The organism is Mucilaginibacter sp., assembly GCF_028288105.1.
Classification (GTDB): Bacteria; Bacteroidota; Bacteroidia; order Sphingobacteriales; family Sphingobacteriaceae; genus Mucilaginibacter.
This window is the reverse complement of record NZ_JAQBOI010000109.1, coordinates 1-18026: the sequence shown is the minus strand read 5'-3', so window position 1 is coordinate 18026 and position 18026 is coordinate 1. Positions and strand designations below refer to the sequence as shown.

Here is an 18026-nt window from a genome sequence, read left to right as displayed (position 1 = left end):
ATTCGCTGGGCGAATTCTTGACTAAATAGCAGGCTTGATTTTAATTTTTACTTAACGAGAATTTCTTCCAAAAATCAATTGATTTATATATTTCGCCACGGCTGGCGTTGCCGGTATCGCCACCGCGGTTCATACCACCGCCACCACGGCCGCCTTTTCCGCCACGGCCTCCGCCCATTCCGCCTCCGCCGCCCATTCCACCACGGCCACCGCCGCCCATACCGCCACGGCCGCCACCACCACCTTGTGTGCCACCACCTTCGGCATTATGCTCTATTTTTTGTAAGCCATTTATTTTGAAGTTGAATGCCCATTCGCTTTTAGCTATATCATCGGCATGGAAAAATTTTAGCGGTATAGCCGCTTCATAGACAAGGTTCCCGGCAGCATCATAATCAATGGCTGTTTTAATGCCATAGGTATTTGATGTGGTGATCATGTCGCCTTCAATATCTTTAAAACCGGTCATTTTTATGCTTCTAAGGCTGGTTATACGTTCGCGCATTAATTCGTCCCGTTCTTCTTTTGTTACTTCGCCGCCATCGTCTTTCATGCCTGTAAAAGCAGGAGCAGGGCTTCCGGGGTAGCGTAGCGGAAATGTCATGCTAAAGGTTTCTTTCTTTTTGCCACGGGTATCTATACTTAAAGTTATACCTGCGTTTAATACCCGTGCTTGTTCTAACCGGTCGTTAATACGGATAACCGCATACAGGTTCTCATGATCGTTAGCCAAAGTATAGTTTAAGTTTTTCTCTTCGTTATGGTAACGCAGGCTGTCGCCCCAATCGCTCAGGTTGCCATCAATTACAAGATTTGCCGGCGGGGGCAATAAATTGGGGGTTTGTTTTGATTGTGCATTTGCAGCTGTTATAGCCGTTATTGTAATTAGGAATAGGAAGATGCTACGTCTCATTTTGTGATTTGTTAAGGATAAGTATGTTGCGTGTAATTTTTATAAAACGATAAACATCATTTTAACATATTTATTACTGTTTTTCAGTAAATTTGCTGATACATATGCCAACCGAAATACAGGAACAGACGCTCACCTTTGAAGAACTAATGGCCGGGCTTAAAGAGATGCACCGCCTTATTTTATGGAATGACGACCATAATACCTTTGAACACGTTATTCATTGCATGATGAAGTACCTGGATTACACCGAAGGGCAGGCAGAAAAAATTGCATGGAAAGTTCATAACGAGGGTAAATGCGCCGTATTAGAAGGCTCTTTTACCGAGATGGAAGTTTACCGTAAAATACTACAGCAGGAAGGCCTCACCGTAAGCGTGGAATAATTTTGTACTAACAAGTCATAAGCGGATTTGGGTAATTATCGCTTTGGTCTTCGACCACATTATCCAGGCATTGAAAATCTTTTTCAACCAACAGGTACAGGTGACTATCCGTATACTCAAAACCTACTTTTTCTGTTGCAACCCATTCATGAGCCATAGAAGTGGGCATAAACAACGTTATAGTATTGTTTTGCATGGTAGCGGCCAAATTGGGTAAAGTATAGCGCTGTAATGCATATGTAAGCTGCTGCCCGCCAAAATCAGTGATCTCTTCAATATAACCTTCTTTATTAAAACGGTCTACATCCGACTTTGTAAGCCTGTAGCGCAGCGAATTTCCTTTAATGCGAATTTTCATATTGTTTTACTTCGTTAAATATGTTTGTTTGTGTTTCCAATCCCGCTACTTCTCCTATTATAATAATAGCCGGATAAGTTAATTGATGTTTGTCGGCTATTTCGGGCAGATCCTTAACTAAGCCCTTAACGCATTTTTCATGCGGTAATGATGCATGCTGAATTATAGCTGCAGGCGTATTCCCCCTGTCTTCTTCTAAGTAAGTAGCGGTAATAGCGCCAATCTGTTTCATGCCCATATATATAACAACGGTAGCATTGCTTTGCATAGCCAGTTTCAAGTCGGCAGATAACGAACCATCTTTTTTAGTGCCGGTTATCATCCATATCCCTTCGCTAATGGCGCGATGTGTTAAGGGTATATCCTGTAACCCGGATGCTTGCATGCTGGTAATACCCGGTATAAAATGTGTTTTTATGCCATGCTGCCGGGCATAGATAATTTCTTCGAAGCCCCTCCCAAAAATAAATGGATCACCGCCTTTGAGCCTCACTACTTTTCCTTTAGTGAAAGTGTAATACTTTATCATTTCATGTATGGTCTCCTGCGGGGTAAAATTACCGTATGGCTGTTTCCCCACATATATTTTCTCGCAGGTTTCCTTTGTAATAGCCAGCAGATCTTTATTAGCGAGGTTGTCATACAATATAACTTCTGCTTGCTGTAAAAGCTTGTATCCTTTAACTGTGATCAGTTCCGGGTCGCCCGGCCCTGCTCCCAGGACGAATAATTCAGGAATAATCTTAATATTTTCCATATTCTGTAGCATTTATGGTGTTTTATATTAATTTAAATACTTTTTATTGTATAAATGCCTCTATTTATTTAAATGTTAACTCTGTATTATTGTTTTTATATGTAAATTATAATAAAAGTAGCATATTATAATGATGTTTTATTATAAATATCATAAAAACTAATGATTTTATTAAAATTTATCTTTATTTAATATGATTTATATCAAATAATTGTTAATATTGTTATGTAAATGAATTTCGGTCGCAACAAAATGCATTTATCTAAAAAAATTGCTTTAACAAATTAAAAAACGGATATGTCACAACAAACCATTATAGTTGTAGGCAATGGCATGGTAGGATATAAGTTTTGTGAAAAGCTGATAGCCAAATCATCTCATTTTAATATTATTGTTTTTGGCGAGGAATCCCGCATAGCTTACGACAGGGTTCATTTGAGTGAATACTTTAACGGCAAATCCGCCGATGATCTTTCACTCTCATCAGGTTCCTGGTACGCTGATAATGGAATCACCTTATATCTTAACGACCCTGTTCAGGAAATAAATCGTGCCGAAAAAACAATCCATTCATTAAGCGGAACAACCTTAAAATACGATTACCTGGTGCTGGCAACCGGTTCATCGGCCTTTGTGCCCGATATTCCGGGGGTAGAGAAAGAAGGTGTATTTGTTTACCGTACCATTGAAGATCTTGATCTGATCAAAGCTTATTCGGCAAACGCCAAAGTGGGCGCGGTTATGGGCGGCGGGCTTTTAGGGCTCGAAGCCGCAAAGGCACTTATTGACCTTGGTATTGAAGAAACCCATGTTATTGAATTCGCCCCGCGCTTAATGCCGAGGCAAATAGATTCGGCAGGCAGCGGCATGCTGGCATCTAAATTAAAAAGCCTGGGGCTAAATATTCATTTGAATAAAAGTACCGCGAGCTTTATTGGCGAAGGAAGAATAGAGGCGCTTAAGTTTAACGACGATAGTACACTGCCGGTAGATATGATGGTGATATCTGCAGGGATACGTCCACGTGATGAGTTGGCTAAACTGGCCGGTTTGCAGGTGGGTACCCGTGGCGGTATTATAGTGAACGAGAAGATGCAAACCAGCGATGAGTCGATATTTGCCATTGGCGAATGCGCTCTTTACGAAGGTATGATCTATGGCCTGGTAGCGCCGGGTTATGAAATGGCCGATATTGTAGCTGCCTGGTTAAGCGGCGGAAGTAAAGCCTTTTATGGCTATGACATGAGCACCAAGCTAAAGCTAATAGGTGTTGATGTGGCCAGCTTTGGCGATGCCTTTATAACCGAACCAGATTGCCGCACCCTTGTTTATGAAGATACTTACAAGGGCGTATACAAGCGAATAAATATCAGCAACGATGGTAAATACCTGTTAGGGGGCATATTGATAGGTGATGCTGATGCCTATAATATTTTACTGCAAACGGTTAACAATAAAATAGTGCTTCCGCCAAATCCGGAAGATCTGATCTTGGGTTCGCGCGGTGGCGAGGCTGCAGAAGGTGCAGGTGTGCTAAGCTTACCCGATGACGCGCTTATATGCTCATGCGAAGCAGTAAGCAAGTTTGATATTTGTAGTGCGGTAAACGATGGGGCAACTAACATAGACAGTATAAAAAAATGCACCAAGGCAGGCACAGGCTGCGGTGGCTGTGTGCCTTTAGTTAAAGATTTGATCACCGGTACATTAAAGGCTAACGGGCAATATGTTAAAAATGTAATATGCGAACACTTTGATTATTCGAGACAGGAATTGTATGACCTTGTTAAAATAAACAAGGTTAAAAATTACGACCTGGTGCTCGATCACTTTGGTAAGGGCGATGGCTGCGAAGTGTGCAAGCCGGTAATAGCCGGTATTTTATCCAGCTTATGGAACGATGTTATTGTTAAACAAGATACCATACAAGATAGTAATGACCGATACCTGGCCAACATTCAAAAAGGCGGTACCTACTCTGTGGTGCCACGTATCCCCGGCGGCGAAATAACTCCTGATAAACTTATTGTTATTGGGCAGGTGGCTAAAAAGTACGGGCTTTATACCAAGATAACCGGTGGCCAGCGGATAGATCTGTTTGGCGCTCATGTAAACGACTTGCCCCAAATATGGGAAGAGTTGATAGATGCCGGTTTTGAAAGCGGGCATGCCTACGGCAAAGCGCTGCGCACGGTGAAAAGCTGTGTTGGCAGCACCTGGTGTAGGTTTGGTTTGCATGATAGTGTATCATTTGCTATTGAAATAGAAGACAGGTATAAGGGTGTGCGTTCCCCTCATAAGCTTAAGGGAGGTGTAAGCGGCTGTATCCGCGAATGTGCCGAAGCGCAGGCAAAAGACTTTGGCGTTATAGCGACAGAAAAAGGATGGAATTTATATGTATGCGGCAATGGTGGTTCTAAGCCGCAGCATGCATTGTTGTTGGCTACCGATATTGATAGCGAAACATGCATCAAATATTTAGACAGGTTTTTGATGTTCTACATAAAAACTGCCGACCCTTTAACCCGTACAGCAACATGGCTTAATAAAATGGAGGGTGGCCTAAGCTATCTAAAAAATGTAGTTATAAATGATAGTTTGGGTATAGTGGAGCAGTTGGAAGAGGAAATGCAGCAGCTGATAAACAGTTACCACTGCGAGTGGAAAGAAGTAGTGGATAACCCTGATCTGCGCAAGCGTTTTGCTCACTTTGTGAATGCTCCCGAAGTAAAAGATCCTAATATAAAATTTGAATCTATGCGCCAACAAGTTAAGGCGCAATGGTAATAGTTAGTTAATAATATTGTGCGCCTCTAAAACAACAACAACATGGAAACATTAACAGATATTGAATGGGTATTGGCTTGTTATACAGATGATGTACCGGCAAATGGCGGCGCGTGCATAAAACACGGCGATGAGCAGATAGCGATATATAACTTTACCCGCCGCAACGAGTGGTATGCTACCCAAAACTTATGTCCGCATAAACAGCAGATGGTTTTGTCGAGGGGGATGATAGGTAGCACAGGTGAAGATTGCAACCCCAAGGTGGCCTGCCCTTTTCACAAAAAAACATTTTCGCTGATCAATGGCGAATGTTTAAGCGGAGACGATTATCAAATCAAAACGTATCCGGTTAAGGTAGCCGATGGGCGGGTGTATGTTGGAATTGTTTAACAGGATTTACGGGAACATGATATCCTGAGCCAGTACAGAAAGGGCATCATGATCATTTATCCTGATGCTTTTTGCTGAAAGACTAATCAGCCCATCATTTACCAGTTCGTTGATCATCCTGAAAACCGTTTCATAAGTTGCCCCGGAGTACGACGCCAAGTCCTGTCGGCTTATAGCTATATTTATAAAACCACCTGCATTTGTTCCGAATTGTTTTTGCAGCGCTACCAGGGCTTCTGCCACGCGGCCTTTAACCGGCATATGTGCCAGGTTGCGCATCTTTCTTTCCGATTCCCGTAGCTCATCTGCAAAGAACATCAATAGCTGGTAGGTGAAGTTGGAGTTTACTTTTAATGTAGCCTCAAAAAATTCCAGGCTGATATAACAAACCACCCCGTTTTCCATGGCCGCCGCTGATACCGGATAAGTGCTGTTGTTGCCCAAGCCCCGGTGACCAAAAGTCGCGCCTTCCTTTGCAAAACGAATAATTAGTTCCTTTTCGGTGTCCCATTTTTTATAAACTTTCACCAAACCGGTATAAACAAAGTAGATTCCGGTTACCGGATCGCCTTCTTTAAAGATGACCTCACCTTTTTTAACCTTCAAATTTGTTTTATTCGCAGCGATAGCAGGATGCCATTCTGGTAGGCAGTTCTTGCACATAAAACAGTTTTTGGTATCGCAAGTGTTGGCTTTTTGTATCATTTAGTAATAAAATGTTGTTAAAACATTACAAGGATAATACTAAAGGTTTGCTTTTGGTTGAATTGAAGTGTTTTTTTACAAAATATATCAATTTTATGAAGATAAATAGTTTGTTATTTTATTAAATGATGTTTTATGGCAAAAATTATCGTCTATTTTATCTTTTACATCAATTTATGATTGATTTTTCATTTAATTTTTTTGTCAACTTCATATTTTACCCAATTGTGTCTTGTTGATTTTTACTTTTTTAATAAAAAACACCTTATAATATGATTTTAGTCATAAAAATTCATTTGAAATAAACTTTTCGTTGATGTTTTAGATTAAATAGGATATATTTATAATAATAAAACGAATTATTTATTAATGTTTTAACAAAAAAGAGTCTATGATAAAAAACTTATAATTATATACCAAAAAAAAGCCCTGCCGGGAGGTCGCATTCCCGAACAGGGTTAAACAGTTTTCATTGCTTTAACAAATAAAAAACTATCTCAAATGTACAAAAATGTATTAAATCAATACACTATTGCTCTTGGTATATCCATAATTATATCTTTCTGCAGCTTAAATGCTAAAGCACAGTTTGTCATTTCGGCACAGTTGCGGGCAAGGGGCGAGCTGAGAGATGGTTACGGAACATTACAAACGACCGGATATAAGGATGCAGCTTTTGTTTCACAACGAACGCGTTTAACGCTCGATTATAAATGGAGCAAACTCATCTTTCATACATCTATACAGGATGTAAGGTTGTGGGGCCAGGATGCATCAACCATTAGCATTGCAGACGGCAGTAAGCTGGGACTTCACGAGGCATGGGCCGAACTCATCTTATCCAACAAAAACGATACTTCTTTTAAAACATCACCCGTAGATTATTTTGCTATTAAAATAGGCCGGCAAGAACTGGTTTACGATGATGAGCGCTTGCTGGGCAACTCTGATTGGTTGCAACAAGGCCGCCGACACGATGCTATTGTGCTAAAGTTGCTGCAAAAAGGCTGGCAGGTTGATATTGGCGCCGCATTTAATCAAAACTCCGAGGCCATTAACTACAATGGCACCTATTATACACCTGCAAATATCCCGGCAACTGTAAAAGACAGTAAAGGTAACCTGGCCAATACCCCACCCGGAATGATCCCTTTAATTAATAGCACCGGTATCAGTGCAAAAAATGGAAGCCCCGCTTTTTTAAATCCACCCGGTACCAACGCTTTAAATCAGAATTATAAGTCGCTTCAATATTTATATGTTGCCAAAAAGTTCAATAAAACAAAAATATCCGGACTTTTCCTGGCCGATCAGTTTGGCAAATACGTGCTTGATTCTGTCAAAAATGTTTCCGGGGCCGATGAAGGTTATATATATGGCAAACGCTTTAATCAAACAGGAGTAAACACGCGTTACACTACCGGTTTATTGGTTAATCCTGTTTTTGGGGGTAACAATCAGTTGGCTTTAACAGGGGGGTATTACTACCAGGGCGGGCACGATAAGGACGGCCTGGCCCTAAATGCTTACACCTTTACTACTTCAATAACCTATAAGCCAAACAATTTAAGTTATACAGCCGGGTGGGATTATTTATCGGGTAACGATGCTTATTCAACTTCGGCAACTAATCACCGGTTCGATCCATTATATGGTACACCGCATAAGTTTTGGGGGTATATGGACTATTTTTACGCGGTAAGCGGATCGCCCACCGGCGGCTTAAGCAACCCATACTTAAAAGCAAGGTTTACATCTGGAAGCAAACGTTTTACCACCGAATTGGCCGGGCATTATTTTATGCTGGCGCAGAATCAAAAAGATATTAGCGGGCAACCGGTTAAAAAACACTTGGGGACAGAATTTGATGTTACCACAGGCTACAAACTCAACAAATTTACAGGTATCGACATCGGCGTATCCTACATGGCGGCTACCCGCAGTATGGAGTATGCCAAAAATATTGCCCCCGGCACATCAGGCCTGCACCCGTTTTGGGCCTATCTGCAACTAAATATCAAACCTGAATTTCTTAACAAATAATAAATACCGCATAATGGAAAAGCAACTTACTAAACTTAATATATTCTCTGTAAAAGGTATACAAATGCGCACCTTTCACATTACCTGGCTTATGTTTTTTGTGTGTTTTTTCGGCTGGTTTGGGTTGGCGCCTTTAATGCCAACTATACGCGCCGAACTGCATTTAACCAAGGGGCAGGTAGGCAATATTATCATAGCATCGGTATCTGCAACTATAATTGCACGCCTTATTATTGGTAAACTTTGCGATACCTGGGGGCCGCGGAAAACGGCTATCAGGCTGTTGCTTATAGGATCTTTACCGGTATTTTTTGTAGGTCTGGCGCATGATTATACAACGTTCTTATTATTTAGGCTGGCTATAGGTATTATAGGTGCATCGTTTGTAATTACACAGTTCCATACTTCTATGATGTTTGCGCCCAATATAAAAGGAACGGCAAACGCGGTTACCGGCGGCTGGGGTAACCTGGGCGGTGGCGTAACCAATATGGTAATGCCTTTAATATTTGCTGCTATTGTGGGTTTTGGTTACACCAAGGCCGATGCCTGGCGCTACGCAATGATCGTACCCGGCGTAATGATGCTTGTAATAGCATTCTTATATTCAAAATACACTAAAGATACACCCAATGGCAATTATGATGAGATAGGATACACCGCCGGTAAATCATCAAAAACTGACTGGAAAATACTTGCCGACTGGCGGGTATGGGCTTTAACGCTTGCCTATGCTATGTGCTTTGGTATGGAGATCACCTTTGATAATGTGGCTTCGCTTCACTTTGTTGATTCTTTTCACCTTTCGCAAAGCCAGGCCGGTTTTTGGGCCGGCATATTTGGGTTTATGAACCTGTTTGCCCGCGCTTTGGGTGGTATTGTATCTGATAAAGTTGGTGGCAAGTTTGGTATGCGTGGCAAGGGCTTATTACTTGCCGGCGTATTACTGCTGGAAGGAATTGGGTTGATCTTATTCGCACAATCGGGTACGCTGCTGATAGCTATTGTTTCTATGCTTTCATTCGCGTTGTTCCTTAAAATGGCTAACGGGGCTACTTATGGTATTGTACCATTTGTAAACTCGAAAAATGTAGGGATGATAAGCGGCATTGTGGGTGCGGGCGGAAACCTTGGGGGGATGATGTTTGGATTCCTTTTCAAGTCGGATACAATTACCTATGTGCAGGCATTCACTTATATAGGCTACACTGTTATGGTGGTAGCAGTCATTGTTTTTGTAACGCGGTTTGTGAAAAAGCCGGTAACAGTTGATCAGCCGGAAACATCGGTTATGGCGGGAAGTATGGCGTAATAAAAATGAGTGTAAAGGAATCATCAAATACATCAACAACGGTATGCTGCTATTGCGGCGTTGGCTGCGGCATTGTAGTAAACAAGGAAAGGAACGGAACAGTTACCGTGCTTGGTGATCAGGAGCACCCTGTAAACAAGGGCATGCTTTGCAGCAAGGGTCTTAACCTGCATTACACGGTTAATGATAAAAGCGACCGCCTGCTGTATCCGCAAATGCGGTATAATAAAAGTATGCCCATGCAGCAGGTAAGCTGGGACGAAGCCCTTGACCGTACTGCAGCAGTATTTAAAACCTTTATTGACAAGTACGGGCCAGATTCTGTCGCCTTTTATGCATCGGGCCAATGCTTAACCGAAGAGTATTACGTGGTTAATAAGTTGATGAAGGGCTTTATTGGCAGCAATAACATTGATACTAATTCGCGCCTTTGCATGAGTAGCGCTGTAGCGGCATATAAAATAGCCTTAGGCGAGGATAGTGTGCCAATTTGTTATGATGATATTGAACTGGCCAATTGCTTTTTTATTACCGGGGGTAACCCCGCCTGGTGCCACCCCATATTATGGCGCCGGGTAGAGGCGCATAAAGCGGCCAACCCCGATGTAAAGATCATTGTGGTTGACCCCCGTATTACGGATACCTGCGCCATTGCTGATCTGCACCTGCCTATAAACCCCGGTACGGATATTACCCTGAACCATGCTATTGGCCGGTTACTAATAGAAAATGGAGATATTGATATCGACTTTATTACAAACCATGCCGAAGGTTTTGAACAGTACAGCGCTATTGTATTTGAACGGACACTTGCCGAATCGGCACACATCTGTGGGTTAAGCGAAAGCAGCATACAGTTGGCAGCAAAATATATTGGCGATGCAAAAGGGTTTATTACCATGTGGACAATGGGGCTTAACCAAAGCGCTATTGGGGTAAACAAAAATCTTAGCCTTATCAATCTTAATTTAATTACAGGCCATATCGGTAAACCCGGTTCAGGCCCTTTTTCGCTTACGGGGCAGCCAAATGCCATGGGCGGCCGGGAGGTCGGAGGTTTAGCCAATTTACTTCCGGCCCACCGTGAGCTCAGCAATCCTATACATCGCGAAGAAGTTCAGAAGTTTTGGGGAGGCAGTATTATTCAACCCAAACCGGGTTTAACCGCAACGGAGATGTTTGAGGCATTAAACGATGGCCGATTGAAAGCCATATGGATAATGTGTACCAATCCGCTAACCAGTTTGCCAAATGTGCGCCTTGCCGAAGAAGCATTAAAGAAGGCAAAGTTTGTGGTGGTCCAGGAAATTAGCAACAAGCCGGAAACATTGGCCTATGCAGATGTGATATTACCCGCCGCTGCCTGGGCAGAAAAAGAAGGCACCATGACCAACTCCGAGCGGCGGATCAGTTATCTGAATAAAATAATAGAGCCGCCGGGCGAAGCTTTGCCTGATTCGGAGATTATTTGCCGCTTTGCACGTAAAATGGGATATAAGGGGTTTGATTTTGAAAACGCTGCTGCTATTTATGCAGAGCATGCCAAACTTACCGCCAAAACTACTATAGATATCAGCGGATTAAGCCATGCGGTTATAAAAGAAAACAAAACCGTACAATGGCCCTATAAAAAGAAGAGTCGCCCGGGTGGCACACCGCGATTATTTATTGATAAAGCTTTTTATACCCCATCAAAAAAAGCCCGGATAAGCGCCGTTCCCGATACTTTAACCAGCGAAAGGCCCGATGATGATTATCCGTTTATATTAACAACCGGCCGTATCCGCGATCAGTGGCATACCATGAGCAAGACCGGTAAGGTGAACAAGCTTAATCAGCATTATAAGCAAGCATTTGTAGAGATACACCCGGCAGATGCCGCCCGCCTGCAAATTAACGAAACGGATATAGTAACCATTTCATCAAGAAGGGGCGAGGTGAGGGTGCAGGCAAAATTATCGGCACAAATAAAACCGGGCGTGGTGTTTTTACCCATGCATTGGGGAAAAATTTTAAATAACGACCTAAACCGAGCTAATAATATCACCAATGATTTGGTTGACCCCATATCTAAGGAGCCTGATTTTAAGTACTGTGCAGTAAACGTGAAGAGGTACCAAAAGCCTTTTCAACGTGTTGTGGTTATTGGTGCAGGGGCAGGTGCTTATGGCTTTGTTAAATCGTACCGGGAACTAAATCCAAACGATCAGATCACCATTTTCAGCAAAGAGAACCATCCTTTTTATAACCGTGTAATGCTGCCCGATTATATAAGCGGTGAGCAGAAATGGGAACAACTGGTAAAAATGAAGGATGAAGAAGAGCCTGCGTATAACATCAGGCTTTTAAGAGGGGTGAGCGTAGAGAATATTGATCGTGTAAACAAACAGGTTACTGATTCCCGGGGTGTTAAAACACCGTACGATGTATTGCTGATAGCCACCGGCAGCAGGGCAACCGTCCCCAAAAATGTACCCACTTTGCCGGGTATATTCACTATGCGCAACCGTAATGATGCGGATAGCTTCAAGCGATTTGTCCCGGCAAACGGGCATGTGGTTATTGTTGGCGGGGGCTTACTTGGGCTGGAAATGGCCGCTTCGCTGCGCGAAATTGGAATTAAGATAACGATAGTGCAACGGGTATCTCGGTTTTTGAACCGCCAGTTAGATACATTAGGCAGCCAGTTACTACACGAGGAGATGGTTGACCAAGGTTGCGATATTTATTATGATGATGAGGTGCAGCTATTTTACGGACGATCGAAACTAACAGGCGTTGTTTTAAAAAGCGGGCGTAAAATTGATTGTAATGCTATGATCCTTGCAGTGGGTACCACCCCCAATTTAGAGCTGGCGAGAGATTGCGGTTTAGATTGCAAGCGAGGGGTAATTGTAAACGAACGCATGCAAACCAGCGACCCTGATATTTATGCAATCGGCGAAATAGCGGAGTTTGAAGGAACCCTATATGGCATTACCGCAGCAGCCGAGCAACAGGCTGAAGTGATGGCTAAATATATGAACGGCGATATTGCCAGTTACTACAAAGGCAGCTTGTTCATGAATATCATTAAAATTAATGGTTTTGATCTGTGTACCATAGGGTTGCCCGAATGCCCGGACAGTAGCGATTACGAAGAAATAGTGTTTATTGACAAAGCCAAACGCTATTATAAAAAATGCATCATTCATAACGACAGGCTGGTTGGGGCAATACTTATTGGCGATAAAAGCGAGATGTTGGAGTTTAAAGAGCTAATAGCAAATAAAACCGAGCTAAGTGAAAAGCGCCTCCAGTTATTACGTGGAGGTAATAAAGCCGAACCCGTATTGGGCAAGTTAGTTTGCAGCTGTAACAACGTTGGTAGCCAAAATATTCTCAATAAGATAGCATCTGGTTGCGATAATTTGAAGGACCTGTGTGCAGCTACAGGTGCCGGTACAGGTTGCGGATCGTGCAGGCCCGAGGTAAAGCGCCTGCTGGAAGAAAGCATGAATAATGTAATGTCTTAATTAAGCCGCTGATGAAATTAGAAGCCAAAAATTGCATTAAAATAAACCTGCCGGGCGGTGTGGTATCTGCAGGGGATATGTACGAGATACTTTTAATTGCCTCGAATGCGGGTGCAAGCACTATAAGCATTGGCAACAGGCAGCAATTGTTTTTTTGTGTTGATGCCGATAGGCTCGAAGATCTGCAGACCGAGATGATGCAGGCCGAGATCAGGTACGAAATTGATAAAGACGATTTCCCCAACATACTAAGCTCCTACGTAACCGATGCTATTTTTAATACAGAGAGCTGGATAAAAGAAGGAGTTTATAAGGATATATTCGATCTGTTTGATTTTACGCCGCGCTTAAAAATTAATTTGGTTGATAGTAATCAAACTTTTGTGCCTTTTTTTAGCGGCAACTTAAATTTTATAACATCGGGTATAAGCAACTACTGGTATTTATACATACGCTTCCCCAAAACTACGGGTACCTATTGCTGGCCATCATTGGTATATGCCGATGATATCCCGGTTATAAGTAAAACAGTGGAAAACGTTATATTAAATAACAGGCATTTGTTTTACGACCAAGTCGAAATAAAGCACCAGTTATTTTTTGAGATGGTTATGGCCGGGAGTACTTTTGGTGATCAGCCGGTAACTGAGCCCCTTAAACTTACTGATTTTTATCTGCCGTATTATGAAGGATTTAATAAATATGCCAATAACAAATATTGGCTGGGCATTTACCGCCGCAATGAGGTTTACCCATTAGAATTTTTAAAAGATATATGCGCTTTATGCCTTAAAACACGGGTGGGACAATTGTATACCACTCCCTGGAAATCATTATTAATAAAAGGAATAAACGAACCCGACCGCGCTGAGTGGGGTGTTATCCTAAATAAATATCAGGTAAATGTAAGGCACGCGGCAAATGAATTGAACTGGCAACTGGAAAATTTGTGCAACAAAAGCCTGGAGTTGAAAAAGCAACTGGTAAGAGAATTTGAAGAGCAAGATCTTAGAACACACCGCCTTTGCTTTGCTATAAAAATGCAGCCTAAAACCGGGCTGCCGGGTTCTGTTATAATCCGAAAGCAGGAGGGGGAGCTGTTTGATGTGTTACATTCCCGGGACTTTAACCCTAATTCAAAAGACCTGATCAGCTATAAGGATAATGTACCCCAAAGCGAACTGGCAAAATGCCTGATCAGTTTGTGTAATAATTATCATTTAACGCTTAGTGAAAACAGTGCATCTGTTGATATATACTACGATGAGCCGGAGGAAAATAATAGTGAGATAACAAAGTACATGGTTTACCAGTGCAACTGCTGTTTAACTGTTTATGATAAAGCTTATGGGGATATAGTTAATGGTATTGCTGCAAACACAGAGTTTGAAACGCTCAGCCATTATTCGTGCCCGGTTTGTGAAGCCTCAAAAGAAGAATTCTTACTTGTTGAGAAGATGGTAGTCAGTTAATTTTTCAGTTCTCTTTTCCGGCCCTTATAATCAGTGATGATGATTTTCGAGATATTTGGATCGATCTTTAATGTGCGCGAAGACTGGGAAAGGTAAGTAGAGCCGTAATAGAACTCCATTCTTCTTTTCTTAGCATCCTTGTAAATTATGTCCGCATAAAAATCAGTAGGGGTTAACTGTATCCATTTTGACTGCCCAATCACGGTTTTCTCGTAAACTTTTAAACTGTCTTGATTTTGTGTGGCGATAAACAGTTCATTTCCTTTAGCAGATCGTAGGGATGCCAGTCCTTTGGCATCTCCGTTTATGCTTAGGCCGCTTTTTGCCATTGAAACATCTGTAAATCTACCTTTACCATTGCCCTTTAAATACAGGCCCATAAAAGCATCGTGCCTGCCTGTAAATGGTTCCATCCCAAAGTCGTTGCCTGTCATAATCAAATCAAGGTTGCCATCCAGGTCAATGTCTTCGGCTATCATACCATAAACCGGGGCCATCTGTGTAGATAATGGCATAGGCGATATGCTGAATTTGCCGCCACCTTTATTTTCAATGAAGCTGGTATTCATATCTGTAGCTTTTAATATAACCGCGTTTTCTTTGTCTTTATCGCTCCAAAGGTCCTGCATGGTGGCCCGGCCAAAGCCGCTATAAGTAGGATATTTTTTACGGATAGAGATGACCTGACTGATCAAATCGTCGCGGGTGTGCATTGGGAAGGGCTTTTGCGAACCATCCTCTGCCTTCATATAACAGAATATCATGGCATCAAATGAGCCGTTACCGTCAACATCTTTACCCAAAATTGTCATAGGCTGTGTAGAAGAAGCCTTATAATTTGAATTTTGCCCCAGGTTGCCGGCAACGTAATCTATATTACCATCATTGTTAAAATCTCCCGCAACAATACTGTTCCACCAGCCAACATGAGTGTCCACATCTGTTACGGCTTTGGCAAAACCACTGCCGGTATTTTTATAAAAAGTAACCGGCATCCATTCGCCCACCACAACCAGATCTGGCCGGCCATCGTTATTAAAATCGCTCCAAAGCGCATCAGTTATCATGCCTCCATGCACAAGATCGGGACAGAGCTGGGCGGTTACATCCGTAAATTTCCCGGCATTGTTTTGGAAAATATGGCTTATCGGCGATGATGGGTAAGCGCCCGAAACAGAGCGCGCTCCTACAAAAAGATCCAAGTCGCCATCGGCGTCAAAATCCGCAGCCCGTACACAAGAACCATTATCATATTCTACCGGCACTGCCGAATAATCCCGTTCAAAGAGCCCTTTTTTGTTATTTATATAAAGTCGGTCCTGCGCGGAAGTATGCCCTTTTGCAAATTCATAGCTACCACTAACTACATATAGATCAAGCGAGCCATCCCCGTTAGCATCAAACAAAATAGCGCCCATGTCTTCTTCGTCCTTATAGTCTTCATGCAAAAAGCGCTTATTATCCTGGGTAAAGCCGCCGTTTTTGTTCTGTATGTAAAACACACCTTTTATTCCTGCAGCCCCACCTACATAAAAATCATCAAACCCGTTGTTATCAATATCGCCAACGGCAATGCATGGCCCATACTGGCTCAACTTGTGCGGCAGGGTGGGTTGTATATTGTAATCGATCGCATCTTTCTCCTGATGCAAATACCTGATGCCTAATTGGTCTGCAACAGGTCTGAAAACAGGCGCCACTTTTTCGGGGATGGCTGAAGGATAACTACCCGAGCTATTTTTATACTGAAGCTTTATTACCTGGTTGGCTCTAATATTTGTTAAAAGCTGGGTTTTGCCATCGGGCCACCTAATACGTAACGAATCGACAGTGCTTGCGGCACCCAACCCAAAATGTGCCATGGCATCTACAGTACTCATATAACCGCGGCAGGGTTGCTGGTCGTAAAATTGCTGCTTACCTTTATAGTAGATACGGATGGTTGCACCAATGCCTCCGGTGTTTTTGGCATCACCTTCCAGCTTAATATTAAGATAATGATGCGCATTATCCACTTTGGTTTTGGTGTTTAAAGTGTTTTCGTAAACGAAGGCGTTATCGTCAATGTTGTTGATCACCAGATCCATATCGCCATCATTATCAAGGTCTGCATAAACGCCGCCGGTTGAAAAAGTAGGTTTAACAATTCCCCATTTTTTCGATTCGTCATTAAACATGTAACCGCCTTTATTTTTAAAAGCATAGCTGGCAGTTTTAACAACCGGGAATGAATCTGCGGCAGCAAGGCTTGTGTTTTCTTTTACCGTACGCCCCTGGTCGTTAGTATAGAGGGCGTGATCAAGATCGGTAACATCACGTGGATAACCGTTGGTTATTACCATATCACGAAAGCCATCGTTATCATAATCTGCCACTAACGGGGTCCAGCTCCAGTCGGTTTGATATATACCAGACATATAAGCAATTTCACTAAATTGTGGATGCCCGGAACCTAACTGCCCCTGGTTTAGTTGCAGCACGTTACGAATGTACTGGGGCTCGTATTTGAATTTATTGTTGTTGATATAAGTAATATAATTATCACCCACCAGCATGGTTTTTTTGCGCACGTTTTCTTCCGGCAACATTTCAAGGGATATGAGGTCGGCAAGGCCGTCGTTATTGATATCCACCACATCAGCCCCCATTACAGACCACCCCGTGTGCTTAAAATATTCTGCAGAGCGATTGGTAAATGTCCCGTTCTTATTATTGATATATAATACATCGTTAGATATAAAATCGTTACCCACATAAATATCCGGCCAGCCGTCATTATTGATATCGTTAACGGCTACCGAGTTGCCAAAGCCTTCCAATAAAATGCCTGCTTCTTTGGTTACGTTTGTAAATGTCCCGTTACCATTATTGCGGTAAAGGCGATCGTTATTTTCAGCACTGCCGTTGGTTAATTTTGGGCGATAGGCCACCGGTGTAGTTTTACCAAGTACATTGGTAAGCAGGTATACATCTAAAAATCCGTCGCGGTTATAGTCAAAAAATATAGCTTGTGTGCTATAACCAGTATCCTGCAACCCATAAAATCCGGCTGATTCTTTAAATGTAGGTATGCCATCCTTATTAATACCCTGGTTTATGTATAGCAGGTTTTTACGCTGCCCGGCATCTTTTTTAAATGAAGCGCAAACATAAATATCCAGCCAGCCATCGTTATTAATATCTATTACCGATACACCCGTACACCATCTGCCGCCGCCATCAACACCGGCGGTAGTGGTTATGTCTGAAAATGATAAGGCGCCCTTATTCAGATATAGTTTACCGGGCACCATATTACCTGCGAAATAAACATCGGGCAACCCGTCATGGTTAAAATCGCCAATGCCTACGCCCGCGCCATTATATAAATAAGGATGATTAAGAA

General features: G+C 42.4%; 12 protein-coding genes. 7 read left to right on the top strand and 5 right to left on the bottom strand.

The window, feature by feature from the left end:
- Window positions 1–40 precede the first annotated feature (40 nt).
- Window positions 41–913 (bottom strand): hypothetical protein, encoded by an 873-nt coding sequence (locus tag JWQ85_RS07770; protein ID WP_299466447.1) that lies wholly within the window; start codon window positions 911–913, stop codon window positions 41–43.
- Window positions 914–1017: 104 nt separating this feature from the next.
- Here JWQ85_RS07770 and JWQ85_RS07765 point away from each other — a divergent pair, with 104 nt between their 5' ends.
- Window positions 1018–1299, top strand: a complete 282-nt coding sequence (locus JWQ85_RS07765; RefSeq protein WP_256540769.1) for an ATP-dependent Clp protease adaptor ClpS — start codon at window positions 1018–1020, stop codon at window positions 1297–1299.
- A 7-nt stretch (window positions 1300–1306) separates the two neighbouring features.
- On the opposite strand, the gene JWQ85_RS07760 is transcribed toward JWQ85_RS07765, so the two are convergent.
- Window positions 1307–1657, bottom strand: a complete 351-nt coding sequence (locus JWQ85_RS07760; RefSeq protein WP_299466441.1) for a hypothetical protein — start codon at window positions 1655–1657, stop codon at window positions 1307–1309.
- Window positions 1641–2414, bottom strand: coding sequence for a uroporphyrinogen-III C-methyltransferase (gene cobA, locus JWQ85_RS07755; RefSeq protein ID WP_299466438.1), 774 nt, complete (start codon window positions 2412–2414; stop codon window positions 1641–1643). Before cobA ends, JWQ85_RS07760 begins: the two co-directional genes overlap by 17 nt.
- Before the next feature lie 297 nt (window positions 2415–2711).
- Here cobA and nirB point away from each other — a divergent pair, with 297 nt between their 5' ends.
- A complete protein-coding gene (nirB, locus tag JWQ85_RS07750; RefSeq protein WP_299466435.1) occupies window positions 2712–5201 on the top strand; it encodes a nitrite reductase large subunit NirB in 2490 nt (829 codons plus the stop codon).
- Between the two features lie 42 nt (window positions 5202–5243).
- Window positions 5244–5594, top strand: coding sequence for a nitrite reductase small subunit NirD (gene nirD, locus JWQ85_RS07745; RefSeq protein WP_299466432.1), 351 nt, complete (start codon window positions 5244–5246; stop codon window positions 5592–5594).
- Window positions 5595–5600: 6 nt separating this feature from the next.
- Here the strand turns inward: nirD and JWQ85_RS07740 are convergent, their stop codons facing one another.
- Window positions 5601–6257 (bottom strand): Crp/Fnr family transcriptional regulator, encoded by a 657-nt coding sequence (locus tag JWQ85_RS07740; RefSeq protein ID WP_299466429.1) that lies wholly within the window; start codon window positions 6255–6257, stop codon window positions 5601–5603.
- A 543-nt stretch (window positions 6258–6800) separates the two neighbouring features.
- On the opposite strand from JWQ85_RS07740, the gene JWQ85_RS07735 reads away from it, so the two are divergent.
- Genes JWQ85_RS07735 through JWQ85_RS07720 form a run of 4 tightly spaced genes read left to right on the top strand, consistent with a single transcriptional unit; the run spans window position 6801 to window position 14641 of the window.
- Window positions 6801–8342, top strand: coding sequence for an alginate export family protein (locus tag JWQ85_RS07735; protein ID WP_299466426.1), 1542 nt, complete (start codon window positions 6801–6803; stop codon window positions 8340–8342).
- A 13-nt stretch (window positions 8343–8355) separates the two neighbouring features.
- Window positions 8356–9654, top strand: coding sequence for an MFS transporter (locus JWQ85_RS07730; protein ID WP_299466423.1), 1299 nt, complete (start codon window positions 8356–8358; stop codon window positions 9652–9654).
- A gap of 5 nt (window positions 9655–9659) precedes the next feature.
- Complete coding sequence (locus JWQ85_RS07725) at window positions 9660–13169, top strand: nitrate reductase (protein ID WP_299466420.1); 3510 nt, start codon at window positions 9660–9662, stop codon at window positions 13167–13169.
- 11 nt (window positions 13170–13180) lie between these two features.
- On the top strand, window positions 13181–14641 hold the full coding sequence (locus JWQ85_RS07720) for a rubredoxin domain-containing protein (protein WP_299466417.1): 1461 nt from the start codon (window positions 13181–13183) through the stop codon (window positions 14639–14641).
- On the opposite strand, the gene JWQ85_RS07715 is transcribed toward JWQ85_RS07720, so the two are convergent.
- Window positions 14638–18026, bottom strand: a 3389-nt coding sequence (locus tag JWQ85_RS07715) for a VCBS repeat-containing protein (RefSeq protein ID WP_299466414.1), incomplete at its 5' end; no start/stop codon positions are given. The two genes, JWQ85_RS07720 and JWQ85_RS07715, sit on opposite strands and share 4 nt — an antisense overlap.

Coding starts and splice junctions, on each gene's coding strand:
- cobA (WP_299466438.1), bottom strand. CDS start 2,414: ATGGAAAATATTAAGATTATTCCTGAATTATTCGTCCTGGGAGCAGGG.
- JWQ85_RS07765 (WP_256540769.1), top strand. CDS start 1,018: ATGCCAACCGAAATACAGGAACAGACGCTCACCTTTGAAGAACTAATG.
- nirB (WP_299466435.1), top strand. CDS start 2,712: ATGTCACAACAAACCATTATAGTTGTAGGCAATGGCATGGTAGGATAT.
- JWQ85_RS07760 (WP_299466441.1), bottom strand. CDS start 1,657: ATGAAAATTCGCATTAAAGGAAATTCGCTGCGCTACAGGCTTACAAAG.
- JWQ85_RS07735 (WP_299466426.1), top strand. CDS start 6,801: ATGTACAAAAATGTATTAAATCAATACACTATTGCTCTTGGTATATCC.
- JWQ85_RS07725 (WP_299466420.1), top strand. CDS start 9,660: ATGAGTGTAAAGGAATCATCAAATACATCAACAACGGTATGCTGCTAT.
- JWQ85_RS07770 (WP_299466447.1), bottom strand. CDS start 913: ATGAGACGTAGCATCTTCCTATTCCTAATTACAATAACGGCTATAACA.
- JWQ85_RS07720 (WP_299466417.1), top strand. CDS start 13,181: ATGAAATTAGAAGCCAAAAATTGCATTAAAATAAACCTGCCGGGCGGT.
- nirD (WP_299466432.1), top strand. CDS start 5,244: ATGGAAACATTAACAGATATTGAATGGGTATTGGCTTGTTATACAGAT.
- JWQ85_RS07730 (WP_299466423.1), top strand. CDS start 8,356: ATGGAAAAGCAACTTACTAAACTTAATATATTCTCTGTAAAAGGTATA.
- JWQ85_RS07740 (WP_299466429.1), bottom strand. CDS start 6,257: ATGTGCAAGAACTGCCTACCAGAATGGCATCCTGCTATCGCTGCGAAT.